The sequence below is a fragment of the Bradyrhizobium sp. CCBAU 25360 genome, from assembly GCF_028128695.1.
Classification (GTDB): Bacteria; Pseudomonadota; Alphaproteobacteria; order Rhizobiales; family Xanthobacteraceae; genus Bradyrhizobium; species Bradyrhizobium ottawaense.
In genome coordinates this window covers 303,396-325,540 of record NZ_LBJA01000037.1, presented here as the reverse complement: position 1 = coordinate 325,540, position 22,145 = coordinate 303,396, and the positions used below count along the sequence as shown (strand labels likewise).

Genomic DNA, 22,145 nt, shown 5'->3' with positions numbered 1-22,145 from the left:
TGTCCGCCATGCTGAGAGGTATGACGTTTGCTTCTGACAATAGCGGACAATTCGGCGGGCGCCGCGGTAGGTCTGCGATGGGCCAAAAAGCGACTGTCGCATACCGTCTCTTGAACTGGAAGGAGAGGCCGCCTTGCAAACGGCATCTCCTTCGTGCGGGAAGGCGATAATGGATGAGAGATGTCGTCAAGACTTGATGAACGAGAGCAGGTCGGGGTTGAGGACATCCGCATGCGTGGTTAGCATGCCATGGGGGTAGCCGGGATAGGTCTTCAGCGATCCGTTCTTAAGCAAGTCGACCGCACGCGGCACGGAACTTGCGAACGGGACGACTTGATCAGCCTCGCCATGCATCACCAGCACCGGCACGGTGATCTTCTTGAGGTCTTCGGTATAATCTTCGAGCCAAGAGTCGACAGTCGCGTAGTGAGCGAGAGCACCGCCGGCCATGCCTTGGCGCCACCAGTTCGCAATGATTGCCTCCGAAGGCTTGGCCCCATCGAGGTTGTACCCGTAGAACGGATTCTCAGGGACGAAACGGTAAAATTCCGCCCGGTTGCCCAGCACGCCTGCCCGGATCGCTTCGAACCACGCCGGGAGTTGGCCGGACGCGTTGTTCTCGCTTCTGTACATGTTCGGCGTCAGTGAAGCGACCAGAACCGCCTTCGCGACGCGCTTCTGGTGGCGAGCGACATAGCGAGCCACCTCACCGCCACCTGTCGAGTGCCCAATGTGGATTGCGTCGCGCAGGTTGAGGTGTTCAGTCAGGGCCGCGAGGTCGTCAACCCAATGGTCCATGTCGTTGCCGGTGCTGGGCTGGTCGGACCGGCCGTGGCCGCGCCGGTCGTGGGCGATCACACGATACCCGTGATGAAGGAAGAACATCATCTGGGCATCCCAGTCGTCCGCTGTCAGCGGCCAGCCGTGGCTGAACACGATCGGCTGACCTGATCCCCAATCCTTGTAGAAGATGCTTACGCCGTCTGTAGTCGTGATCGTCGACATCGAGTCGCTCCATCTGCGCTGTTAGATCTTTGTTGAAAAGTTTGCGGACGGGGGTCTGAAAAAGCAGGCAGGCCCAAGCTGATCAGGCCACAGATCGCGCCCTTTGGCTTCCTGAAAGACACGATGTTCAGCGGCCTCGCCGGCAAGCCCTTGCCGTGCCAACACCCGATCGCCGACGCGTTATCGCCGGATCCGGCGCGGCGCTATTCGTCGCTCCTGCGCATTCGCGCGCGCTTCCCGCTAAATGAGGGTCGCCACTCTCGATCGCGCTGCAGAATTGTCGAGGCCGCACTGAATTGCGATCACGCCGTTCCTGTCGGCCTTGAGTGCTGGGATCACTTTGCTGAAGACGATACTATGCTTCGGCGAAGACATTGTTCGTTGTCCTTTTTTGGTTGAAGACTGCGTGACGGTAAATCTCCCTTTTGCCGATGACTAAGACCTTGTACGCTTGGAGCTATGCCTCAGAGATATACGAGGAACCATGGAACTCCGGCATCTGCGCTATTTCGTTGCCGTCGCTGAAGAAGGCAGCCTGCTGACTGCCGCCCAGCGCCGGCTGAACACCTCGCAGCCATCGCTGAGCCGGCAGATCCGCGATCTCGAATCCGAAGTCGGCGTTCAGTTGTTGGAGCGCCAGCCGCGCGGCGTAACGCTGACCGCAGCCGGACGAGTGTTTCTTGATCACGCGAGGCTGGCGCTGCTGCAGGTTCAGGCGGCTACGGAGGGAGCCCGGCAGACGGCGCAACCGCAAAAGCCCACCCTCTCCATGGGATTTCTCGTCGGGTTGGAGGTCATGTGGCTCCCCCAGCTTCTGCGTATCCTCCGCGAGGAAGCCCCCGATCTCCAGGTGACGCTCAGCACGCAATCGTCACCGGAACTTGCGCTCGCATTGATGCAGGGGAAGTTGGACATCGCTTTCCTCCGTCCTGAGAAAGACAATGAGGGCGTCGTCTTCAAGCAGTTGGCGAAGGAGCCTTTGATCGCCGTGCTGCCGGCCGAACATCACCTGGCATCGCGCAAAAAGATTCGTCCCCAGGATCTCGCCCGCGAAATCTATGTCAGCTCGGCAAGAACGTCTCCGGTCTTGCAAGAGGTCATCCAGAACTACGCAGCTCGGGTCGGGATTACTCTGAACGCGAAGTACGAAGGCGAGAACATATCATCGGCCATGTCACTCGTGGCTTCCACGGGCGGAATCAGCCTCGTACCCCTCTATGCGCAGAACATGCTGGCACCAAACGTCGTCGCTAGAGCACTTGACGGCGGCACGCCAACAGTCGAGTTGGCCCTGGGATACAATCGGGAAAATCCGTCGCCCTTGCTGCGTCGGCTGCTATCCCGTGCGGATGAATTGGTCGCAAACGTGCAAAATCAGAGCATCATTCGCTATGTTGAAGCCCAATAGGTGGCGGCACGAAGCCTGATCCGGAAAAGTGCGCAACCCTACGCCAGATACTGCGCCAGATAGCCTTCCATCGCATACAGCGCGCAGAGCGCGAGGCTCGACCACACCGCGGCGCTGAAATACAGGAACATCCAGGTCAGCTCGCCCTTCCAATGCGCGATGTCGTGGGTCACCACCCAGCGCGTCGAGACGTCATGCAGGCCTTCGAGGAAGCCCAGGAACGTGTTGCCCTCGGCGTGCCCTGCGCGCCAGCGGCTGAGATACATCGGCACGTCGACGGTGACGAGGAAGGCGAGGAAGCAGGCGATACCGACGATGCCTGACATCAGCGCCCAGCGCACCACGCCCTGGAATTCCGGCATCAGGCGGCACAGCGCGATGCCGGCGAGGAAGAAGGTCACCGCCCACAGCGAGTTCTCGATCGCGTTGTAGAGGAAGTTGGTCGTCACCACCGCGTACCAGGAGAAACACTCCGCGATGATGATGATCGGCACGATGACGAGCGCGATGTTCACCGCGGTCTCGGCGCCCGTCATCTTGCCGAGCTGATGCAGGATGATGGCCCATTGCGCGACGAAGCAGAGCTCGGCCACGGTCGCGACCGTGCGGCCGACGACGACGCTCGACAGCCAGGTGTCGAACAGGCAGATGCGCTGCACGTCGGCGCGCGGCAGGAACGAGCGGAACGCGCAGCCGAACACGTAGCCGGCGCACAGCAGGAACATCAGCCCGATGTCCGAGCCGCCGCTGAGGCTGCCCGCAGGCGTCGGGTAGAATTCGCGGTACAGCATGAACCACACCAGGATGTTGGCGCCGCTCACGAGCGTGAGGGATCCCCACCACCACGCGAGGGGATTTGACCGCGCCTGCCACTGCAACATGAACCGCTCCGCAAATTATCGATCTGACATGTCGTCGTAATAATCCTGTCACAACACGACATGCAATCACGACAAAAATCTGTGTGTGCGGCCCGGTCCGGCGCGTCCTTCAACGAAAACGTCGACGCGATATCGGTGTCCACATATCGGACAATTTCGCCGATGTTGTCGAATTTATTGGACAGAAGTAATTTGACCGTCTGATATTCGTGGATGGCCCCGAGAGATTCATCCAAACCGCGACATCCGCTCTCCTCCGCCGCCGCAGTGCTGGCGGACAGTGTCGATGACGCCGCCTTCGCAACGACACTGGCAAAGGGACTCGTCGTGCTCGAGGCGTTCAAGGCCGGGAGCACGCTGCTGGGTAACATGGAGCTGTCGGCGTTGACGGGCATCCCGCGGCCGACGGTGGCGCGGCTGACGCACACGCTGGCCGAGCTCGGCTACCTCCGCTACGACGCCGAGCGCGCCAAGTACCGCGTCGCTGCGCGGGCACTGCGGATCGCGCATCCTCTGCTTGCCGGGATGCAATTCCGCCAGATGGCGCGGCCCATGATGCAGGAGCTGGCGCTCAGCGTCCGCGGCACGGTCTCGATCGGCCTGCTCGACGCCACCTCGATGATCTATGTCGAGACCGCGCGCTCCGGCGATGTCGGACCGCACGCGCCGGACATCGGCATGCCGATTCCCGTGGTGATGACCGCCATGGGACGCGCCGCGGCGGCGACCTTGCCGCCAGCCGATGCAGACCGGCTCGAGCGGAACATCGGTGCTGAAGACCCCGAGCTGTGGTCGGCCTTTCGCGACAAATACCGGGCCGGGATCGCGCAATGCAAAAGCCGCGGCTTCTGCACCTGCTGGGGCGAGTACATGGCCTCCATCCATGCCGTCGCCGCGCCGCTATTTCACGCGAGCGAATCGAAGCAGTCGTTCTCGATCAATTGCGGGATCCCCGCGTTCCGGCTCCAGCCGGGCCAGTTGGAGGGCGAGATCGGTCCGCGCATCGCGGCGCTCGCCGACAGCATCCGCGCCATCGTCGGGCAGGCAGAGTCCGCGCCGCCGCGCAAGACCAAGAAGATCACAAGCGCCGGAAAATGACATGGCTGGACCGCTCGAGGGACTGAAAGTTCTCGACATCGCGACGATCATTGCAGCGCCGTTCGCAGCAACGCTGCTGGCCGACTACGGCGCCGAGGTGCTCAAGATCGAGATGCCCGGAAACGGCGACGGCGTAAGGTCGTTTCCGCCGTTCAAGGACGGCAAGCCGCTGTGGTGGAAGGCCGCCAATCGCAACAAGAAGTTTGCCACGCTCGATCTGCGCACTGGGGAAGGACTTGCGCTGTTCAAGCAGCTGCTTCCGCGCTTCGACGTGCTGATCGAGAATTTCCGTCCCGGAACGCTCGATCGCTGGGGCTTGCCTAAGGAGGTGCTGTGGGCGATCCAGCCGCGCCTCGTGATCCTGCGCGCCACCGCCTTCGGGCAGGATGGGCCCTATCGTGAGCGGCCCGGCTTTGCCCGCATCTTCGAGGCCATGGGCGGGCTTACCTACATCACGGGGGAAAGCGACGGCGAACCGACCCATCCGGGATACCCGATCGGGGATTCGATCGGCGGCCTGTTCGGCGCCGTCGGCGTGCTCGCGGCGCTGTGGAAACGGGCGCGCGATCCCGATGCGCCCGGCGAGGAGATCGATCTTTCGCTGAGTGAGGCAACCTTCCGCCTGCTCGACGTCCTCGCCATCGAGCACGACCAGCTCGGCACTGTTCGCAGCCGGATCGGCAATTCCAACGGCTATTCGGCGCCGGCCGCCGTGTTTCGCACCAGCGACGATCACTGGGTGACGCTGGCAGGTTCGACCAACGCGCTGTTCGCCGCGAACTGCCGGGCAATCGAGCGCCCCGACCTGATCACTGATCCGCGCTTCGCCAGCAACGACCGGCGCGTCAAGCACGCCGCCGAGCTCAACGACATCTTCGCCGGCTGGTGCGCCGCCCATCCCCTCGAGGAGGTCCTCGCGCGATTCAATGCAGCGCAAGGCACCCTCGCCCCGATCTATTCGATCGACCAGATCGCCGACGACCCGCAAGTGAAGGCGCGCGAGGTGATCACCCGCGTTGCCGACAAGCATTTCGGCACCGTCGCCATGACCAATGTCGTTCCGCGTTTCACCAACGATCCCGCGCGATTGCGTCACGCCGCCGGCGACGTCGGCGAGGACAATGACGAGGTGTTTCGAAACTGGCTCGGCCTTTCGGACCAGGAGATCGAAAGGCTCACCGCGCGAAAGGTGATCTGAAACTAACAAGACCAACAATAAAAAGGGAGGAAGAAAACAGTGACATCATTCAAGGTCACACGCCGAACCCTGCTGGGCACGCTCGCGAGCGGGCTCGCCGCCGGCTCGTGCCTGACGGCCCAGGCCGAGGATGCCTGGCCCTCGCGCATGGTGCGGCTGATCTCGCCCTACGGGCCCGGTGGCTCCAACGACATCTCGTTGCGACTGCTCGCCGAAGAGTTCGGCCGCAGTCTCCGTCAGCAGTTCATCGTCGAGAACAAGCCCGGTGCCGGCACCCGCATCGCCAATGACATGGTCGCCCATGCATCGGGCGACGGCTACACCATTCTCTATGTCGCGGCTCCCTACGCAACCGCCGAGGCGCTGTTCGGCAAGCTGACTTATGACCGCGGGGATCTGCAGCCGGTGGCGATGGTCGTGGTCGCGCCGCTCTTCCTCATCATCAGCGCCGACGCGCCGTTCAAGACGCTCCCCGAACTGATCGCCTACGGCAAGTCGAAACCGGACGGGCTGACCTTCGCGTCTCCCGGCGCCGGCTCGCAGCCGCACCTTGCCGGAGAGCTCCTGTTTCGCGACGCCGGTGTCAAGGGTCTCAACATTCCGTTCCGGGGCGATGCCGCGTCCTACACCGAGCTGCTTGCCGGCCGCGTCGATGCCACGCTGACGGCGCTGCCGACCGCCCTGCCCTACATCCAGAGCGGCAAGTTCACCGTGCTCGGCGTCGCCTCGCCCGAGCGCAGCGCGCTCTACCCGCAGGCGCCTACACTGCGCGAGCAGGGTTTTCCCAACGTCGCTGCCGCCGGCTGGTACGGCTTCATGGCGCCCGCCACGACGCCGCGCGCGATCGTCGACAGGTTTCAGGCCGAAGTCCTGCGCGCGCTCGCCGAGCCCGCGATCAAGGACAAGCTGACCGCCCAGGGCCTCGAAGTGCGTGCCGGCACCGCGGCCGAGTTCGGCCAGTTCATCGACGCCGAGACGCAGAAATGGACCAAGCTGATCCGCGACGCCGGTCTCAAGGGCGAATAGCAATCGGGAAGGACCGGACATGACGAGCACTCTTCTCAAACAGATCGCGGCCTCCGCACTGCTTCTCGTGCTGTCGAGCGCGGCAGCGCAGGCGCAGAAGACATACGATTCCGGCGCGTCCGACACGGCGATCAAGGTCGGTCAGACCGTGCCGCTCAGCGGCCCGGCCTCCGCCTATGCCGTGATCGGCAAGACCCAGGCCGCCTACATGAAGATGATCAACGACCAGGGCGGCGTGAACGGCCGCAAGGTCGAGCTGATCCAGTATGACGATGCCTATTCGCCGCCGAAGACCGTGGAGCAGACCCGCAGGCTGGTCGAAAGCGACGAGGTGCTGCTGACGTTCCAGATCATCGGCACCGCGCCGAACGTCGCCGTGCAGAAATATCTCAACGCCAGGAAGATCCCGCAGCTGTTTGCCGCGACTGGCGCGGCGCGCTTCACCGATCCCAAGAACTTTCCCTGGACTATGGGATTCAACCCCTCCTACCTCGTCGAAGGCCGCATCTACGCGCAATATCTGCTGAAGAACCATCCGAACGCGAAGATCGGCGTGCTCTACCAGAACGACGACCTCGGCAAGGATTATCTCGCCGGACTCAAGGCCGGCCTCGGCGACAAGGCGAAGATGATCGTGGCCGAGACATCCTATGAGATCACCGAGCCGACGATCGACTCGCAGATCCTGCGGCTGAAGGATGCCGGCGCCGACGTGCTGTTCAGCGCCACCACGCCGAAACAGGCGGCGCAGGCCATCAAGAAGGTCGCCGAGATCGGCTGGAAGCCGTTGCACATCATCGACATCAACGCCTCCTCGCTCAGCGCCGTGCTGAAGCCGGCAGGTCTGCACAATTCCAAGGGTGTCGTCAGCGTCGGTTACGTCAAGGATGCCGCCGATCCAGAATGGAAGGACGATCCCGGCATGAAGCGCTACCTCGCCTTCATGGCGAAATACTATCCCGACGGCGACAAGGATTCGAACCTGAACGTCTATGGGTACATCACCGCCCAGCTGCTGGTTCAGGTGCTGAAGCAATGCGGCGACGACCTCACTCGCGACAACGTGATGCGGCAGGCCGCCAGCCTCAAGAACGTCGAGCTCGACCTGACGCTGCCGGGGATCTCGGTCACGACCACCCCGACCGACTATCGCGTCAACAAGCAGTTCCAGATGGTGCAGTTCGACGGCCAGCGCTGGCAGAAGCTCGGCGACATCGTGACAGACGAAGCGAAAGAGTGAGGCGGCGACAGGCGCAATTCCGCTGCGGCGCTCATTGCCCTCCAGCGAGGCGGCTGCCGCTGCGGATGACATCGTCGCGTTGGCCGACATGGCGCTGATATTCGGAGATCGCGCGGTTGGCCATCCGGATCCGGTTCATCTGCCCCTCCTCGACCATCATGGTGATGCGCTGTGCCAGGAACACGCAGGCCTCGAACTCGTCGCCGATGGCGCCCGTCCGCGTGAGAAAGTTCCAGGCGATATCATAGGCCTGCTCGGCGGCGGGGTTGCGGTAGTCGCTGAAGATAATGTGCGCCATCACCGGCAAAGCCGCAGGCGCGCGATCGTTCCTGTGGCGAGCGCACTGCCGAGCTGAGGCCATAGAAAAACCACCGGCCGCTCTGGCGTGCCGGTGGTCCATATCGGCAGGGATTGCGTGGGGCTACGCCGCCTGGCGCTGATGCGACAGGAACTCCATGGTCACCTTATCGACATTGGAGTCGATCCAGGCGGCCATGCACCGAAGTTGACCTGCGATAGCACCGCCAACACCTTCGCCGACGCAGCTCCTCCACATCGACGCGCGTAGGAACGGTTGGCCGCGCGCGTGATTGGTCCGCCGTAACCTCAGGGAGAAGCAACATGCGTAAGACAATTCTGACGATCTTCACAGCAGCCGTGCTGGCTGGTGCTTCAGTCGGCGCAGCGGTCGCACAAGGTGCCGGCGGTGGTGCAGGTGGTGCCGGTGGTGCGGGAGGTGCAGGCGCCGGTGGCGCGGGTGCCGGAGCGGGAGCAGGTGCTGGCGGCAGCGGCGCTGCCGGAGGAAGCGGAAGCGCTGGCGACGGCTCCGGCGGCGGCAGTGGCGGAAGCACTCATACGCAACGCGGCGGGCAAGGCGCCTCCAGCGCTCCAGGCATGCGCAACGAGACCACTCCGCCGTCGAGCGGCACCACACCGCGCCGCTAGAGCATGATCCGGAAAAGTATGCGGCGGTTTTCCGGAAGGATCATGCTCAAACGATAAGCTAAAGCGCGATGAGGATTCATCCTGCTCTCATCGCGCTTTAGTTGCCTCGTCGATCGCGCTCCTGGGAAACCGATCCTTCGAGATGTACGAAAGCGCTCCCGGCGAATCCTTCGCCGGGAGCGCTTCTGTCTTCACCGCTTCATGCCCGCCACATAGGCCGCGAGCTTGTCCAGCGTCTGATAGCCATATTCGACGGCGCCGAAGCCAATCATGCCATCGCGCTGCGCGGTGCTCGAGGCCAGCTGGCGCATCATCAGCACGGTCTTGCCATTGCTCTGCTCGGCAAAGGTGACTGTGAAGCGGAACATGCCGGGATCCTCGTCCTGGTCGACGCCGTGATCCATCTCCATCAGCTGCGGCCGCTCGATGCGGCGGAAACGCATGCGGTTCGGATAGACCGTGCCGTCGGGGCCGATCATGTTGAAGCGCCAGACGCCGCCGACGCGTACGTCGATCTCGAAGGTCTCGATCTTGAATCCCTTCGGCCCGAACCATTGCGGCAGATGCTTCGGGTCGGACCACGCCTCGAACACCAGATCGCGCGGCGCGTCGATCACGCGTGACATCACGATCTCACGGTCGAGCGACCATTGCGATAGAGCGGGATTGGCAGAATTCGTCATCACTCGGAACCTTTCCGTTTGGTTGTTCGGGACGGCCGCCTGGCGGCCGCCCTCTCCTTCTCTTTCTTGAGCTTCATCACGTAGGCTTCGAACCGGTCGAGCCGCGCCTCCCAGATCGCGCGCTGTTGCTGGAACCAGTCCTCCGCACCGAGCAGCGCATCCGGGCTGAGGCGGCAGGTGCGCACGCGGCCGGATTTCTCCGACAGCACGAGCCCGCTCGTCTCCAGCACATGGATGTGTTTCATGAAGCTCGGCAGCGCCATGGCGAAGGGATCGGCGAGCTCGCCGACGGAGGCCTCGCCGGCACACAGCCGCATCACGATCGCCCGTCTGGTGGGATCGGCGAGCGCTGCGAAGACCTGATCGAGGCGGGGCGATTGGTTAGCCATGAAGCTAACTATAGAGCCGCCGGGTCGGATGTCAATAATTGTTAGCTCATAGGCTAAGTAATTTGATCGCTGGCCGCGAAGCGGAACCTGAAACGCGCAATTGTGAATTGGGCCGCCGGGCGCTTCCCGCTAAATGAGACCGGGGGCACCATTGCATCGTTCGTCAGGGCACGTGCCGTCTGTTGTCACATCATCATCGTTCACCCGGCGGGCGCTCGCCCGGGCCGCGCTTGTTCCCCTCGCGATCGCGTTTCGCCCACGCCGCGCCTCCGCGGATTCCGACATGATCGCGCAGATGCGCGACATCGTCGCGAGCGAGCTGGCGCCGACCGTGACGCCGGGCCATGCGGGCGGCCTCGCCGTCGCCCTCTATGCCGGGCGCCATGCCGAATTCTTCAACTACGGTCTTGCCGATGACGCCGCCAAACGGAAGGTGACGCCGGACACGCTGTTCAACCTCGCGTCTCTAAGAAAACCGTTCGAAGCGACGCTGGTCGCACTCGGCACGCTGCGCGGCGAGCTGCGGCTCGACGACCGCGTCCCTAAATATCTTCCCGAGCTCGACGGCGATTACATCCGCCGCGTCAGCGTCGGCGAGCTGGTCACGCACACCTCGGGGCTGTTGCTGCCGACCGACCATCCGCCCTGGCCGAACGATCAGTTCACGCGCGAGCAGTTCATCGCCATGCTGAACGCCTTCGCGCCGGCGCCCGGCGTCGCACCCGGCCGGCAGCGCATCTACACCCATGCCGGCTACGTGCTGCTTCAGCTCGTGCTCGAGCGCTGCTACGGCATGCCGATCGGCGCGTTGATCCAGCACCGCATTCTGCGCCCCCTCGCCATGGACGCCAGCTTCATCCCCGAGCGCGGCGCGGACAATCGCGCCGTCATGGACGGGGCCTGGATGCGGCGCGTGGTCCAGGGCTATTCCGACCAGGGCGCGGCGGTCGGCCCAATCGGCGACCAGCAGAGCTATTTTGACTTTCCCGGCACCGGCCAGATGTTCTCCTCCGCCCGGGATCTTGCCACCTTCGCGGCGGCCTGCGTTGACGGCCGGGCGATCGATCCGAATCTGCGCGAGGCGCTGCGGATGACGCAGCGTGAGGTCTTCCGCGTCGACGACAAGTTCGGACAGGGCATGGCCTGGGAGACCGTGCGTCTGCCGGGCGTCACCGTCATCGACAAGCCCGGCGGCCTCAACAATGCGTCCGGCTATATCGGCCTCGTGCCGGCGCGGCGGATCGCCATCGTCCTGCTCGCCAACCGCGGCGAATATCCGCACGAGATCGCGCGCTACAAGATCCTGCCCGCGCTGGCGCATCTGCTGACATCGCACGCAGGCTGAGCTTCACAACAGAAAGCCTTTTCACAACAGAAAACCCCGGCCAGGCCGGGGCTTTCCACGTCAGGATCGGAACGGGATGCTCAGTATCTGGCGACGACCGGTCCGCCGAACTTGTAGTTCACGCCGACGCGCACGATGTTGGACTTGAGATCGACCGAATGGGTGAAGGTCTGGGCCGGCAACGCCACACCGACGTTGAAATTGTTGCTGGTCATGCTGCTGCGGCCAAGATCGACGTAAAGATATTCGGCCTTCAGCGACCAGCCGTTGCCCACGGCGTACTCACCGCCGACGCCTGCTGTCCAGCCGACGCGGGTGTCGCGGATCGCTCCGGACTCGGTCGCGCCAGCAAAGGTGTCGGTGAAGCTGAAGTTGCCCCTCACCTCGGCGATGGCGGCGCCGCCGGTGGCGTAAATCAGCCAGCTCGGCGTCGCGAGGAAGCCGATGCGGCCGCGAATGGTGGCGAGCCAATCGGCCGAGACCGACGAATTGACCGTGAAGGTGGTCGGCGCGCAGCAGGGATACACGGCCGTGCTGCTCGCGCTGCCCTTGAAGCCGAAATAGTTGATGTCACCCTCGAGGCCGAGCACGGCGTTGTTGACCTGCCAGTTGTAGCCGGCGGTGAAGCCGCCGGTCACACCGGAGCTGTTGATGTGTTGGGCGCCGACCGTCCCGATGGCGGTCACGCTCGAATCGGCGAAATAGGCGGCCACCGGAAACAGCGTGGTGGTGGCGGGGTTCGCGCTGCCCCACTGCCCGCCGACATTGCCGCCGACGTAGAAGCCGGTCCAGTTATAGACTGGCGCCATCACCGGCGCCTTGGTGTAATGCGCCGCGAGGTCGGCCGCCTGAACGGATGCGGTACCCAGGACAACCGAGGCGGCCGCCAGCAAAAACTTGTTCATTCCAGTCTCCTTGCCCCACGCGATTGACCTCGCGTTTCGAATGCGCGCGGGTAAGAGGCAACCGGCGCAGTTAGGGCATAGGGCGTGCGCCACTGCTCGTCTTGGGCTGCGGCGAAGTTCGCAAGGACTGTGACGTAGTGTGCGCCTCGGATCGTGCGAACGGATGACGGGTGTGGCCGAGGAGCCACGCATCAACCACGACCGCCGGCGCGCAGCACACGCCCGTGTCGCACCACGACAAGCTCGCCAGACCGCGATTCGAGACCGCGCGCTTCAGACCGAGCGCGTCAGCCCGCCGTCGACGCGGATGTTCTGGCCGGTGATGTAGGCAGCGCCGTCCGAGGCCAGGAACGAGACCGTCGCGGCGATCTCCTCGACCTTGCCGTAGCGCTTCATCGGCACGCTGTCGCGGCGCGCGTCCAGCTGCGGCAGGCTGTCGATCCAGCCCGGCAGGACGTTGTTCATGCGGATGTTGTCGGCGGCATGGGTGTCGGTGAAGATCTTGGTGAAGGCGGCAAGGCCGGCGCGGAACACCGCCGAGGTCGGGAACATCGCACTGGGCTCGAACGCCCAGGCGGTCGAGATGTTGATGATGGCGCCACCCTTTTGCGCCTGCATGATCGGCGTCACCAGCCGCGTCGGACGGATCACGTTGAGCAGATAGGTGTCGAGGCCGGTGTGCCACTGCTCGTCGGTAATCTCCGTGATGGGCGCACGCGGCCCGTGGCCGGCGCTGTTGACGAGCACGTCGATGCGTCCCCACTTCGCGATGGCGCCGTCGACGAGGCGCTTCAAATCGTCATTCTCCTTGTTGGAGCCGGTGACGCCGAGCCCGCCGAGCTCGGCCGCCAGCGCCTCGCCCTTGCCGGAGGACGACAGGATTGCGACGCGAAAACCGTCGGCCGCCAGCCGCCGCGCAGCCCCTGCCCCCATGCCGCTGCCGCCGGCGGTAACGAGCGCAACCTTCTCTGCTGCCATGACCGATCATCCCTTCAGTTGAGGCGAGCCGCAGGCTCGGCCTATCATGAGGCCTTCTACAGCCAGACCTGTCGGCAGGTCCATGGTCGAAGGCATCCGTCATGAGCAACCCGAGATGAGTGATTTGCTGATCCGCAATCTGCGCCCCGAAGAGATCTCCCTCGCCATCGACTGGGCCGCGGCCGAGGGCTGGAATCCGGGCCACGGCGATGCCGCCTGCTTCGCGGTTCCCGACGCGCAAGGTTTCTTCGTCGGCGAGATCGACGGCGAGCCGGTCGCGACCGTCTCCTGCGTCAACTACGATGATCGCTTCGCCTTCCTCGGCTTCTACATCGTGCGCGATAGTTTTCGCGGCGCGGGCCATGGCCTGCGCATCTGGAACGCGGCGATCGCCCATGCGGGCGCACGCGTCATCGGGCTCGACGGCGTCGTGGCGCAACAGGACAATTACAGGAAATCCGGCTTCCAGCTGGCCTATGCCAACATCCGCTATGGCGGCGGCGTCGCCGCGCGCTCGAGGCCGCCCACTGACGTCGTGGCGCTCGACACGATTCCGTTTGCGCTCGTGGAAGCCGACGACGCCACCGTCTTCCCCGCCCGGCGCAGCGCCTTCCTGCGCACCTGGATCGATACATCAGGCCATGTCGGCCGCGCCCTCGTGCGCGACGGCAAGCTCAAAGCATGGGGCGTGATCCGTCCCTGCCGGACCGGCTGCAAGATCGGCCCGCTCGTCGCCGACGACCGCGCGGCGGCGGAAGCGATCGTGCAGGCTTTGCTTGCGAGCGTCGATGTCGGCGAGATCTTCCTCGACGTCCCCGCCGTCAATCGCGAGGCGATCGCGCTCGCGGAAGCGCTTGGCCTCGAGCCGGTGTTCGAGACGGCGCGGATGTACACGGGAGCGATCCCGCCGCTGCGCGTCGACCGCGTCTTCGGCGTGACCAGCTTCGAGCTAGGCTAAAACTCAGTAGCAGCGCGTGATGTTGACGGTATGCTCGCTGCCGCCGCGGCCGGGCACCGTCACCTGCTCCGTCGGGCAGCTCGGCACATAAGGCCGGTCGGACGGCACCACGTTCGGCGGGAAGCGATGCGACCAGTCCCACGGAACATCATAGGTATAGGTGTAGCGCACGTCGGTGGAGACCGGTTGCCCGGCATCCACGAAGGGCTGGCTGTAGCCGGCGCCGTCGTAGAAGAACCCGCCGCCGCCCGGCCAGTACACGAAGGGGTTATTCCGCCGGTGGAACCGAGCTCCCGGCCCCATCGGCGCACGCGCCATCGCGCCGGAAGGCGCCGCGGTCACCCCATGCGGCGCGGCGCCGCCGGGTCTGGCAAAACTGTCAATGGGGCTAAGGAGCAGCGCGGCTGCGCTGAGCGAGGCGAATAGCGCCGCATGGGATCTGGACATCATGATACGCACCAACTCGTTTGGCTTAAGCGATAGCGGCTCCCCGCCGCTACGCTAGGCCGGGCCGTCGCCCACCCGCAAACCTATAATTAATTATTGGTTAAGACACCGGCTTAACCTGGGAACAGGTGCGGCAAGACGCCCGGGATTCCCAGCTCATTTCAAGCACTTCGTTCCGCGGTCCGCGCTTCATAACCAGTTGATCGGAGTTGATCGCTCCCGCCGGACGCATCCCGGAACGCTCCCGCAGTGCAACCGTTGGCCCCCGACACAATCAAGGAGCATCTCCAATGCAGAACAAGTCGAAACTCCTGTGCCTGATCACGGCATCACTCGTCGCCGGCACTGCGGCTGCCTCGGCGCAGGGCTATGATTGGAACGGACCGCGCCTGGGCTGGGACCGCACCGCGCCCGCCTACGAGCCGGTTCAGCCGCGCGCGTATTATCCTGATGTCGGGGGGCCCTATGGCGCGCTCAACGGCACCAACCATCCGACCCCGAGTTCGACACAGGGTGACGTCGGCCCTGACGGCAACAACAACGGCACGCTGACCGGCGGATATCGCTGGTAAGGCCCGCTCGCGGCGAGGCCCACCGTCCTTCGCGGACGGTGGGCCTTCGTGCGTCAACGGCCCTGCTGCTTGCGCAGCCAATCCAGCATGTCCTGTATGTTTTCCTGCGCGTTGCCGGTGCCCTGCGTCACGATCGCGGTGTTGCCGCCGCTGCGCCGGTAGACCGTCGTACGCCCGGGCTCCTTCTCGATTTTGACCTCGGCCTGCGCGGGATCGCCGCTCTGCGTAATCACCGAGGTGCCGTTCTCGTCCTGGACCACAGTGGTGTGACCGTCGGCAGCGCCGGCCGGCGCCGTCGCGACCACGCTCATGAGTCCTATTCCCGATGCGAGCAGGAGCAATCTCATGTCACACCTCCATCATCGGCTGAACTGAAAGATCGCCAGCCAGTTGAAACGCCCGAACTGCCTTACCGCTCCCGTATTCATGTCTCCGATCTGGAGCAGGAGCGCGTTGGTGGAATTGCCGATCTGGGTGATCTCGGCGGTGTTGCTCGCACCGGATTGACCGATGATCGCATTGGTGGTGCCGCCCACCTGGATCACATTGGCATAGTTGCGCGTGCCGCTCTGGATGATGGTCGCGTCCACCGTCCCGGTGCCGCCGATCTGGATCACCCGCGCGATATTGATGCGGCTGTTCTCTTCGATCGTCACGGGCTGAACGTTGTCGCCGAACTGCACGACCGTTTCGATGCTCACGTTCCGGTTGGTCACGCTGCGCTGGATCGACCCGGCGCTCGCCTGGGTTGCCGTGCCGATGGCGGCGAGCATCGCCGCCACGGCCAACACGTGCCTCAAGATCTGTCCGCATCGCATCGCGCTTCCCCGTTCGTTCCTGGCACCGGCGCGTTGGCTCGCGCCTTACGGGCCGGTCTGCACGATCGTCGAGGCGTTGATCGTGCCGAATTGCGCCACCGTGCCCGCATTCATCGTGCCGAGCTGCGATATCAGGCTCGTCGCCGACTGGCCGGTCTGACCGACGAAGGCGAGATTGTTCGTTCCGGCCTGCCCGATCGATGCGGAATTCGTTCCGCCGAATTGCAGGACGCCCGTGGCGTTGTTGGTGCCGTTCTGCGTCACTGTCGCGCTGGTGCTGCCGCCGATCATGAACACGCCCGCCATGTTGAGCTGACTGTTCTGGTTCAGCACCACGGGCGGCCCGCCGACAGAGACAATGGTCTTGATGTCGGCGGTCTGGGCACCGGCTGATCCGGTGCCCGCCGAGCACAGAGCGAGCAAGACGGCGCCCGCGCGTCCCAAATGATGTTTCATGACATGCCTCGTCAGTTCGGGTCGGCTCACGGAGCCTGCTGGATGATCGTCGAGCCGTTCAGGATTCCGAGCTGACCAACTCCGGCGGCATTGTTCGCTCCGATCTGGCCGATCAGGCTCGAATTGGAGCCGCCGACCTGGCCGGCCAGCGCGGTGTTGGACGCCGTCGCGGTCGTGCCGCCCTGCCCGATCACCGAATTGTTGACGGTCAGGAGCGAGCCCATCTGCAAGGTGGTCGCCGTATTGGTGGCGCCGAACTGCATCGTGGTCGCGTTGTTGCTGGTGCCGCCGCTCTGCGAAATGAACGAAGTGTTGGTCGTGCCGAATTGCAGCACGCTGGCGGTGTTGCCGGCGTTTGCGTCGGCGGCCGTCAGCGCACCGAGCGCCACGAAAGTTGCAATGAAATAGGTGATCCGCATGTCATTTCCTCCGCGACAATGGGCGGGCCATCGCAATTGATCGGCCGGCCGGATTGCGGTGCATTCGAGAATGGCGCGGACGCAACCGCAACTGGATGCGTCCGGCCAAACGGGGCTGTGTGTCAGTGCGCCGTCTGCGAGACGGTGCTGCCGTTGACGCCGAACACGCTGAGCTGGCCGACGGCGGCGGCGTTGTTCTGCAGCGCGGGAGGCCCGAACGAGTTCTGGGTGATCGCGCTGGTGTTGTTGCCGAACGCCACCTGGCCGGTGGTCGCCGAGTTCTGCACGCCGACCTGGTTCACCGTGCTGCCGTTGTTGAGCGAGGCAGCGCCGGTCCCCTGCATCGTGGACGCAGTGTTCACGATGCCGAGCTGGCTGGTCGACGAGCTGTCATTGGTGAGGCCGTTCTGCGTGACGGACGAGCCGTTCACGACGCCGACTTGCACCGTGGTCGAGGTGTTGGCGGCCTGCGCCGCGGAGGACAGGGCGAACAATGCAACGGAAGCAAAAAACAATTTACGCATGGAGTATCCCTTTCTGACCAAGTTGTCTGACTGAGTATGGATGCCGTCTTGGAAGAGGCCGACATCGTAGGGATACTGTGAACCGATCGTGGCCTGCGCGACAGACTGCAGTTCATGCTAATCGGTACGGACTAGACGTTGCGCGAGATGTCGGCACATCGAAGCGCAGAAACAGCTGCTATCCCGCGCCGGCGCGAATCGTCTCGGCTTCGCGCCCCATGCTGTCGATCAGCCGCACCACTTCGATCGGCGTACGCAGCTCCAGCTTTCGCATCATCCTGGCGCGATGGACCTTCGCCGTCACTTCGCTCACGCCGAGCCTGGCCGCGATCTGCTTGGCCACCAGCCCTTCGGCCATCAGCAGCATGATCTCGCGCTCTCTCGCCGTCAGCGTCTCGACGCGCTGGCGGGCTTCACGCACGATGTCCTCGCGTTCCAGCCGCCTGCGGTCGCGCTCGATGCCGTGCCTGATCGCATCGAGGATCTCCTGCTCGCGAAACGGTTTTGGCAGAAATTCGACCGCGCCGCGCTTCATGGCCTCGACCGAGACGCGGACGTCGGAATGGCCGCTGATGAAGACGATCGGGATCGGCACGCCCGTCTCGGCGAGCCGGCGCTGAAGCTCGAGGCCGGTCGGCGAGGTGCCGGGAAAGCGGACGTCGAGCACGAGGCACGACGGACTGCTGGAAAGATTCTCGGTGAGGAACTCTTCCGTCGAGGCGAACAACTTCACCCGGTGTCCGGTCTCCTCGCAGAGATTTCCGATCGCAGTTCGAATCTGAATCTCGTCGTCAACGACATAAACTATGGCTTGACCTGAAACCATTGCAACGGACTCCCCGGCTTGGGGCTCGATGAGCAGGCATCGAGCCATCCATTCTTCTTGCAAGCGCAGACAAGGTGCTTGGGTGAATTCGCGGGGTCCGGGCGAAGCGCATCGGTCCACCGGTTCGACGTCTTAGAGCCAACACCCGCTCGTGGCGAGTGAAGGCGTTCACATATCGGGCTTCGTGATCGGAGGGAATTGAGCGCGGCTCCGTCGGCATCGCGGCGGAGTGCGATATCGAGAATGCGGCAAGCCGGTGCCGTGGAGTCCGGTAGCGTGGAGTCCGGTCGCGTGATCGCGGTATTGCCAACTGCATCATGGCATCGCCACTCATGTGCCGAGTCGAACGCCGGGCGCCGGCCGCTTTCGGCCGGAGCAGACGGGACATTCAGTCAGCTAATCGAGTTCGATACCGCGCGCGTCATATCGATACGCTTCGTATGCATCTCCAGCAAATCACGAAAAGTCGCACCCCGCGCCTTTACTACTGGATCATCAGGCGCACCCGACCGACGCCCCGATGAGAACGACATACTGACGATAGATACTACCTTAGATGATTTACAACCATAGCGAGCTTGCCATTTTTTCCTGCCGCAACGAAGCCATTTCAACCAGGCGGGTTTTGATATGCGATTTGTGCCAGTTATTGCCTTGCTTGGAACTGCATGCAGCCTCGCCGCGGTCACCACCGTGGGGCCGGCCGTCATCACCGGCGCGGCCGGGAGGGCTACGGACAAGGCGGCGCACGCCTTGGAATCGACCAGGCGCCTGCTCGTCCCCACCGGACGCGAAGCTCCGACATTCGGGTCCGATTCGCCCGTGTTCCGCTACGCCTCGATCCAGCGCGGCAGCATCGAGCAGACCGTCACGGTCACCGGTGCCCTGCAGCCGGTCAAGACGATCGAGGTCGGTTCCCAGCTGTCCGGGCAGCTCGCCCGGGTCTATGTCGATTTCAACGACACCGTCAGCAAGGATCAGCCGCTCGCCTTGATCGATCCGCGCAGCTTTGCGGCCAAGGTCGACGAAGCCAGGGCCGCCCTTGCCGTCTCCAATTCGCTCGTCGACATCGCCAGGGCCAAGCTGGATCGCGCCCGGATCGACCTGCAAAACGCCAGAGGCAGCCGCGACGTGCTCGCCGCCAAGCTCGAAAGCGCTCAGGCGGTCAAGACCTCGGCGCAGAAGACCTTGCAACGGAAGCTGGCGCTGCAATCGCAGAACGTGGTGGCGACGACGACAGTCGACGACGCACAGACCGAGTTCACCGCACGCCTCGCCCAGGAGCGCGAGGCCGAGATCCTGATGTCCCTCAACTCCTATTCGGTGGAGGGGGCACAGGCCGACGTCCGCCGCATCGAGGCGGAGCTGCAACAGGCACGCATGGCGGTGCCGGAGAAGGCAGCCGTTCTCGCCGCAGCCCAGGCCGATCTCGACCGCACCGTGATCCGCTCGCCGATCGACGGCGTCGTCGTCGGCAGGTTCGTCAACGAGGGCCAGACGCTCGCGGTCGGACTGGAATCGCGCACCACCTTCGTGGTCGCCCACCGCCTGGAGGACATGGAGATTCACGCGCAGGTCGACGAAGCCGATATCGGCCGCATCGCCCCCGGCCAGCGCGCGCACTTCACGGTGGACGCCTACCCCGACCGCCGCTTCGAGGCGGTGGTGCGGCAGGTGCGCAAGGCGCCGCAGACCCAGCAGCACGTCGTCACCTACACCGTGGTCCTGGCGACCTCCAATCTCGACGGCGCGCTGCTCCCGGGCATGACCGCCCTGGTGAAGATCGTGATCGAGCGGCAGGATGGTGTTCTGAAAGTGCCGCTCGCCGCACTGCGCTTCCAGCCGTCCGGCACGCGGCAGGATCCTGCCGCTCGCAGCGGGGTGTGGGTACGCACCGCAAGCGGCTCGCTCCAGCGCATCGCCGTGACTGTCGGCGCGGCCGGCACCGAACAGGTCGCCCTCAAGAGCGGAGATCTCGACGAGGGCAGCCAGGTTGCCGTCGGCCAGGCCATCCGTCCGGCGGGCATGGAATTTCTCGGAATCAGGTTCGGATCATGACCGCCTCCCCGCCGCTCATCAGCCTCCAGTCGGTCGGCAGGACCTATCGCACCGACGGAGTCGCGGTCACCGCCGTCCGCAATGTCAGCTTCGACATCGCGCAAGGCGAAATCGTCGCCGTCATGGGTCCGTCCGGCTCCGGCAAGTCGACGCTGATGAACATGATCGGGCTGCTCGACCTGCCGAGCGAGGGCGCGGTCTATCTCGAAGGGGCCGATGTCGCCGATCTCTCGGAAGATCGCCGGTCGTCCTTGCGCGCCCGTAGCATCGGCTTCGTGTTCCAGTCCTACAATCTGCTCGCGCGTCACGATGCGATCGAGAACGTCGCGCTGCCGCTGGTCTATTGCGGTGTCGGCCGCAGGGAACGTTTGGCGCGCGCGGAAGCGAGCCTTCAGGCCGTCGGCATGTTGCACCGCGCCCATCATTTTCCGCGGCAGCTCTCCGGCGGCGAGCAGCAGCGCGTCGCGATCGCGCGCGCCCTGATCGCCTCCCCGCTGATCGTGCTCGCCGACGAGCCGACCGGCGCGCTCGACAGCCGTACCGGCGCCGAGATCCTGGCGCTGTTCGCCGCGCTCAACCGGACCGGCCAGACCATCGTGATGATCACGCACGATCCCGGCATCGCGGCGCAGTGCCGCCGCACGATCCACCTGCATGACGGCGAACTCGTCGCTGACGAGACGCCGGCTCCGGCCCTGCCGAAACGGAGCGCGGCGCCATGACGATGCTCCAGGGATTCCAGATCGCCCTGCACGCCCTCAGGCTCAATCCGCTGCGCAGCTTCCTCACCATGCTCGGCATCGTGATCGGGGTCGCCTCCATCGTGACGGTGTTTGCGATCGGTTCCGGCGCGCAGCTGCGCCTGCAGGAACAGATCCGCTCGATCGGCGCCAACGTGCTGATGATCACCCCCGGCGCGGTCTACCAGGGCGGCGTGCGTCTCAAGGACGGCAGCAAGCTGACGATGACGGAGAGTGACGTGCAGGCCATCCTCGAGCAGATTCCGGAAGTCCAGGCCGCGGCCGGCTCGATCGCCGGAACGGCGCAGGTCATCCACGAGGGCAAGAACTGGAATACGACGATCAACGGCACGACGACGGGGCACTTCATGGTACGCGACTGGCAGCTCGCGACCGGCCGCTATTTTTCCGGCACCGAGGAGGCCGGAGCCGGCAAGGTCGTGATCCTCGGCAGCACCGTTGCACGCGAGCTGTTCGCGCCGGGCGACGATCCCATCGGTGCGCAGATCCGGATCATGAAGGTCCCGCTCGAGGTGGTCGGCGTTCTCGATCGCAAGGGACCCGCACAGGACGACGTCGCCTTCGTGCCGCTCGCCACCGCCAAGCTGCGCTTCCTCGGCAGCGCCAGCAACATCAACCGGGATTCGGTTGCCTACATCATCGCCAAGGTCGCCGGGGACGGGCAGATGGCGGGGGCACGATCGGAGATCGAGAACCTGCTGCGGCAGCGCCACCGCGTGCCCGCCGGCCAGGAGGACGATTTCAAGGTCCAGGATCCGGCCGCCGCCATGGAAGCGCAGCAGGGAGCGATCCGCACCGTCGCGCTCCTGCTCGTCGCCATCGCCTCGGTCTCGCTGCTCGTCGGCGGCATCAGCATCATGAATGTCATGATCGTGTCGGTCACCGAGCGCACGCGGGAGATCGGCATCCGCCGCGCGCTGGGCGGGCGGATGCGGGACATCCGCCTGCAGTTCCTCTGCGAGGCGCTCGTGCTCTGCCTGCTCGGCGGAGCCATCGGCGTCGCCGGCGGCGTCACGCTCTCGATGACGGTCGCCCGCATGGCAGGATGGGTCACCTCGATCGACGGGCAGGCGATCGGCCTTGCCCTCGCCTTCTCGATCGCGACCGGCCTCATCTTCGGTTTCTATCCCGCGCACAAGGCATCCAAGCTCAGCCCGATCGAGGCGCTCAAGACGGAGTGACAGCATGCTGGGAGTGGCCACATC

At 64.5% G+C, this 22,145-nt stretch carries 26 protein-coding genes; 11 read left to right on the top strand and 15 right to left on the bottom strand.

From position 1 onward, the window contains the following. Positions 1-186 precede the first annotated feature (186 nt). Positions 187-1,005: an alpha/beta fold hydrolase gene (locus XH81_RS15860; protein WP_028140925.1), complete on the bottom strand. Its 819-nt coding sequence runs from the start codon at positions 1,003-1,005 to the stop codon at positions 187-189. 484 nt (positions 1,006-1,489) lie between these two features. Here XH81_RS15860 and XH81_RS15855 point away from each other — a divergent pair, with 484 nt between their 5' ends. Continuing rightward, complete coding sequence (locus tag XH81_RS15855) at positions 1,490-2,413, top strand: LysR substrate-binding domain-containing protein (RefSeq protein WP_028140926.1); 924 nt, start codon at positions 1,490-1,492, stop codon at positions 2,411-2,413. A 38-nt stretch (positions 2,414-2,451) separates the two neighbouring features. Here the strand turns inward: XH81_RS15855 and XH81_RS15850 are convergent, their stop codons facing one another. Then, positions 2,452-3,294, bottom strand: coding sequence for a hypothetical protein (locus XH81_RS15850; protein WP_095426257.1), 843 nt, complete (start codon positions 3,292-3,294; stop codon positions 2,452-2,454). Between the two features lie 213 nt (positions 3,295-3,507). On the opposite strand from XH81_RS15850, the gene XH81_RS15845 reads away from it, so the two are divergent. From XH81_RS15845 to XH81_RS15830, 4 genes are read left to right on the top strand one after another with little or no spacing between them, the layout of a single operon-like run. Then, positions 3,508-4,392 (top strand): IclR family transcriptional regulator, encoded by an 885-nt coding sequence (locus XH81_RS15845; RefSeq protein WP_095426256.1) that lies wholly within the window; start codon positions 3,508-3,510, stop codon positions 4,390-4,392. Between the two features lies 1 nt (position 4,393). Beyond that, entirely contained in the window at positions 4,394-5,590 is a 1,197-nt protein-coding gene (locus XH81_RS15840; RefSeq protein ID WP_271596272.1) for a CaiB/BaiF CoA transferase family protein, read from the top strand. A 39-nt stretch (positions 5,591-5,629) separates the two neighbouring features. Beyond that, positions 5,630-6,616 carry a Bug family tripartite tricarboxylate transporter substrate binding protein gene (locus tag XH81_RS15835; protein WP_095426255.1) on the top strand — a complete coding sequence of 329 codons (987 nt, stop codon included), beginning with the start codon at positions 5,630-5,632 and terminating at the stop codon, positions 6,614-6,616. Between the two features lie 19 nt (positions 6,617-6,635). Then, positions 6,636-7,856, top strand: a complete 1,221-nt coding sequence (locus XH81_RS15830) for an ABC transporter substrate-binding protein (protein WP_271596271.1) — start codon at positions 6,636-6,638, stop codon at positions 7,854-7,856. 31 nt (positions 7,857-7,887) lie between these two features. Here the strand turns inward: XH81_RS15830 and XH81_RS15825 are convergent, their stop codons facing one another. From XH81_RS15825 to XH81_RS15810, 4 genes are all read right to left on the bottom strand, one after another. Next, positions 7,888-8,154, bottom strand: a complete 267-nt coding sequence (locus XH81_RS15825; protein ID WP_028140932.1) for a hypothetical protein — start codon at positions 8,152-8,154, stop codon at positions 7,888-7,890. A 374-nt stretch (positions 8,155-8,528) separates the two neighbouring features. Then, positions 8,529-8,711, bottom strand: a complete 183-nt coding sequence (locus XH81_RS15820) for a hypothetical protein (protein WP_028140933.1) — start codon at positions 8,709-8,711, stop codon at positions 8,529-8,531. Between the two features lie 281 nt (positions 8,712-8,992). Further along, a complete protein-coding gene (locus XH81_RS15815) occupies positions 8,993-9,484 on the bottom strand; it encodes an SRPBCC family protein (RefSeq protein WP_028140934.1) in 492 nt (163 codons plus the stop codon). Continuing rightward, a complete protein-coding gene (locus tag XH81_RS15810; protein WP_028140935.1) occupies positions 9,484-9,873 on the bottom strand; it encodes an ArsR/SmtB family transcription factor in 390 nt (129 codons plus the stop codon). Before XH81_RS15810 ends, XH81_RS15815 begins: the two co-directional genes overlap by 1 nt. A gap of 283 nt (positions 9,874-10,156) precedes the next feature. Here XH81_RS15810 and XH81_RS15805 point away from each other — a divergent pair, with 283 nt between their 5' ends. Beyond that, on the top strand, positions 10,157-11,218 hold the full coding sequence (locus XH81_RS15805) for a serine hydrolase (protein ID WP_028140936.1): 1,062 nt from the start codon (positions 10,157-10,159) through the stop codon (positions 11,216-11,218). Between the two features lie 80 nt (positions 11,219-11,298). On the opposite strand, the gene XH81_RS15800 is transcribed toward XH81_RS15805, so the two are convergent. Both XH81_RS15800 and XH81_RS15795 read right to left on the bottom strand, forming a co-directional pair. Continuing rightward, entirely contained in the window at positions 11,299-12,123 is an 825-nt protein-coding gene (locus tag XH81_RS15800) for an outer membrane protein (protein WP_028140937.1), read from the bottom strand. A gap of 273 nt (positions 12,124-12,396) precedes the next feature. Then, positions 12,397-13,101 (bottom strand): SDR family oxidoreductase, encoded by a 705-nt coding sequence (locus XH81_RS15795; RefSeq protein ID WP_028140938.1) that lies wholly within the window; start codon positions 13,099-13,101, stop codon positions 12,397-12,399. A 115-nt stretch (positions 13,102-13,216) separates the two neighbouring features. Here XH81_RS15795 and XH81_RS15790 point away from each other — a divergent pair, with 115 nt between their 5' ends. After that, positions 13,217-14,059 carry a GNAT family N-acetyltransferase gene (locus tag XH81_RS15790; RefSeq protein ID WP_028140939.1) on the top strand — a complete coding sequence of 281 codons (843 nt, stop codon included), beginning with the start codon at positions 13,217-13,219 and terminating at the stop codon, positions 14,057-14,059. A 3-nt stretch (positions 14,060-14,062) separates the two neighbouring features. Here the strand turns inward: XH81_RS15790 and XH81_RS15785 are convergent, their stop codons facing one another. Continuing rightward, on the bottom strand, positions 14,063-14,509 hold the full coding sequence (locus XH81_RS15785; protein ID WP_028140940.1) for a hypothetical protein: 447 nt from the start codon (positions 14,507-14,509) through the stop codon (positions 14,063-14,065). 287 nt (positions 14,510-14,796) lie between these two features. Between XH81_RS15785 and XH81_RS15780 the strand changes: the two genes are divergently transcribed. Next, positions 14,797-15,078, top strand: a complete 282-nt coding sequence (locus tag XH81_RS15780) for a hypothetical protein (protein WP_028140941.1) — start codon at positions 14,797-14,799, stop codon at positions 15,076-15,078. A 53-nt stretch (positions 15,079-15,131) separates the two neighbouring features. Here the strand turns inward: XH81_RS15780 and XH81_RS15775 are convergent, their stop codons facing one another. The 6 genes from XH81_RS15775 to XH81_RS15750 form a co-directional block, all read right to left on the bottom strand. Then, on the bottom strand, positions 15,132-15,425 hold the full coding sequence (locus XH81_RS15775) for a hypothetical protein (protein ID WP_028140942.1): 294 nt from the start codon (positions 15,423-15,425) through the stop codon (positions 15,132-15,134). 12 nt (positions 15,426-15,437) lie between these two features. Next, entirely contained in the window at positions 15,438-15,869 is a 432-nt protein-coding gene (locus XH81_RS15770) for a curlin (protein WP_271596274.1), read from the bottom strand. 72 nt (positions 15,870-15,941) lie between these two features. Continuing rightward, complete coding sequence (locus XH81_RS15765; protein ID WP_049801994.1) at positions 15,942-16,352, bottom strand: curlin; 411 nt, start codon at positions 16,350-16,352, stop codon at positions 15,942-15,944. Between the two features lie 26 nt (positions 16,353-16,378). Further along, on the bottom strand, positions 16,379-16,771 hold the full coding sequence (locus tag XH81_RS15760; RefSeq protein ID WP_028140945.1) for a curlin: 393 nt from the start codon (positions 16,769-16,771) through the stop codon (positions 16,379-16,381). A 122-nt stretch (positions 16,772-16,893) separates the two neighbouring features. After that, positions 16,894-17,295, bottom strand: a complete 402-nt coding sequence (locus XH81_RS15755; protein WP_028140946.1) for a hypothetical protein — start codon at positions 17,293-17,295, stop codon at positions 16,894-16,896. Positions 17,296-17,473: 178 nt separating this feature from the next. After that, positions 17,474-18,121, bottom strand: a complete 648-nt coding sequence (locus XH81_RS15750) for a response regulator transcription factor (protein ID WP_028140947.1) — start codon at positions 18,119-18,121, stop codon at positions 17,474-17,476. 630 nt (positions 18,122-18,751) lie between these two features. On the opposite strand from XH81_RS15750, the gene XH81_RS15745 reads away from it, so the two are divergent. The 3 genes from XH81_RS15745 to XH81_RS15735 are packed head-to-tail and all read left to right on the top strand — an operon-like array spanning position 18,752 to position 22,121. Next, positions 18,752-20,179 carry an efflux RND transporter periplasmic adaptor subunit gene (locus XH81_RS15745; RefSeq protein WP_097668597.1) on the top strand — a complete coding sequence of 476 codons (1,428 nt, stop codon included), beginning with the start codon at positions 18,752-18,754 and terminating at the stop codon, positions 20,177-20,179. Then, complete coding sequence (locus XH81_RS15740; RefSeq protein WP_028140949.1) at positions 20,176-20,901, top strand: ABC transporter ATP-binding protein; 726 nt, start codon at positions 20,176-20,178, stop codon at positions 20,899-20,901. Before XH81_RS15745 ends, XH81_RS15740 begins: the two co-directional genes overlap by 4 nt. Further along, positions 20,898-22,121 (top strand): ABC transporter permease, encoded by a 1,224-nt coding sequence (locus XH81_RS15735; RefSeq protein ID WP_018320679.1) that lies wholly within the window; start codon positions 20,898-20,900, stop codon positions 22,119-22,121. The genes XH81_RS15740 and XH81_RS15735 overlap by 4 nt, the downstream gene beginning before the upstream one ends. The last annotated feature ends 24 nt before the right edge of the window (positions 22,122-22,145 follow it).

Coding starts and splice junctions, on each gene's coding strand:
- XH81_RS15805 (WP_028140936.1), top strand. CDS start 10,157: ATGATCGCGCAGATGCGCGACATCGTCGCGAGCGAGCTGGCGCCGACC.
- XH81_RS15780 (WP_028140941.1), top strand. CDS start 14,797: ATGCAGAACAAGTCGAAACTCCTGTGCCTGATCACGGCATCACTCGTC.
- XH81_RS15755 (WP_028140946.1), bottom strand. CDS start 17,295: ATGCGTAAATTGTTTTTTGCTTCCGTTGCATTGTTCGCCCTGTCCTCC.
- XH81_RS15845 (WP_095426256.1), top strand. CDS start 3,508: ATGGCCCCGAGAGATTCATCCAAACCGCGACATCCGCTCTCCTCCGCC.
- XH81_RS15810 (WP_028140935.1), bottom strand. CDS start 9,873: ATGGCTAACCAATCGCCCCGCCTCGATCAGGTCTTCGCAGCGCTCGCC.
- XH81_RS15830 (WP_271596271.1), top strand. CDS start 6,636: ATGACGAGCACTCTTCTCAAACAGATCGCGGCCTCCGCACTGCTTCTC.
- XH81_RS15815 (WP_028140934.1), bottom strand. CDS start 9,484: ATGACGAATTCTGCCAATCCCGCTCTATCGCAATGGTCGCTCGACCGT.
- XH81_RS15850 (WP_095426257.1), bottom strand. CDS start 3,294: ATGTTGCAGTGGCAGGCGCGGTCAAATCCCCTCGCGTGGTGGTGGGGA.
- XH81_RS15785 (WP_028140940.1), bottom strand. CDS start 14,509: ATGATGTCCAGATCCCATGCGGCGCTATTCGCCTCGCTCAGCGCAGCC.
- XH81_RS15740 (WP_028140949.1), top strand. CDS start 20,176: ATGACCGCCTCCCCGCCGCTCATCAGCCTCCAGTCGGTCGGCAGGACC.
- XH81_RS15760 (WP_028140945.1), bottom strand. CDS start 16,771: ATGCGGATCACCTATTTCATTGCAACTTTCGTGGCGCTCGGTGCGCTG.
- XH81_RS15800 (WP_028140937.1), bottom strand. CDS start 12,123: ATGAACAAGTTTTTGCTGGCGGCCGCCTCGGTTGTCCTGGGTACCGCA.
- XH81_RS15775 (WP_028140942.1), bottom strand. CDS start 15,425: ATGAGATTGCTCCTGCTCGCATCGGGAATAGGACTCATGAGCGTGGTC.
- XH81_RS15745 (WP_097668597.1), top strand. CDS start 18,752: ATGCGATTTGTGCCAGTTATTGCCTTGCTTGGAACTGCATGCAGCCTC.
- XH81_RS15765 (WP_049801994.1), bottom strand. CDS start 16,352: ATGAAACATCATTTGGGACGCGCGGGCGCCGTCTTGCTCGCTCTGTGC.
- XH81_RS15790 (WP_028140939.1), top strand. CDS start 13,217: ATGAGTGATTTGCTGATCCGCAATCTGCGCCCCGAAGAGATCTCCCTC.
- XH81_RS15840 (WP_271596272.1), top strand. CDS start 4,394: ATGGCTGGACCGCTCGAGGGACTGAAAGTTCTCGACATCGCGACGATC.
- XH81_RS15795 (WP_028140938.1), bottom strand. CDS start 13,101: ATGGCAGCAGAGAAGGTTGCGCTCGTTACCGCCGGCGGCAGCGGCATG.
- XH81_RS15735 (WP_018320679.1), top strand. CDS start 20,898: ATGACGATGCTCCAGGGATTCCAGATCGCCCTGCACGCCCTCAGGCTC.
- XH81_RS15855 (WP_028140926.1), top strand. CDS start 1,490: ATGGAACTCCGGCATCTGCGCTATTTCGTTGCCGTCGCTGAAGAAGGC.
- XH81_RS15860 (WP_028140925.1), bottom strand. CDS start 1,005: ATGTCGACGATCACGACTACAGACGGCGTAAGCATCTTCTACAAGGAT.
- XH81_RS15750 (WP_028140947.1), bottom strand. CDS start 18,121: ATGGTTTCAGGTCAAGCCATAGTTTATGTCGTTGACGACGAGATTCAG.
- XH81_RS15820 (WP_028140933.1), bottom strand. CDS start 8,711: ATGAGTGCTTCCGCCACTGCCGCCGCCGGAGCCGTCGCCAGCGCTTCC.
- XH81_RS15825 (WP_028140932.1), bottom strand. CDS start 8,154: ATGGCGCACATTATCTTCAGCGACTACCGCAACCCCGCCGCCGAGCAG.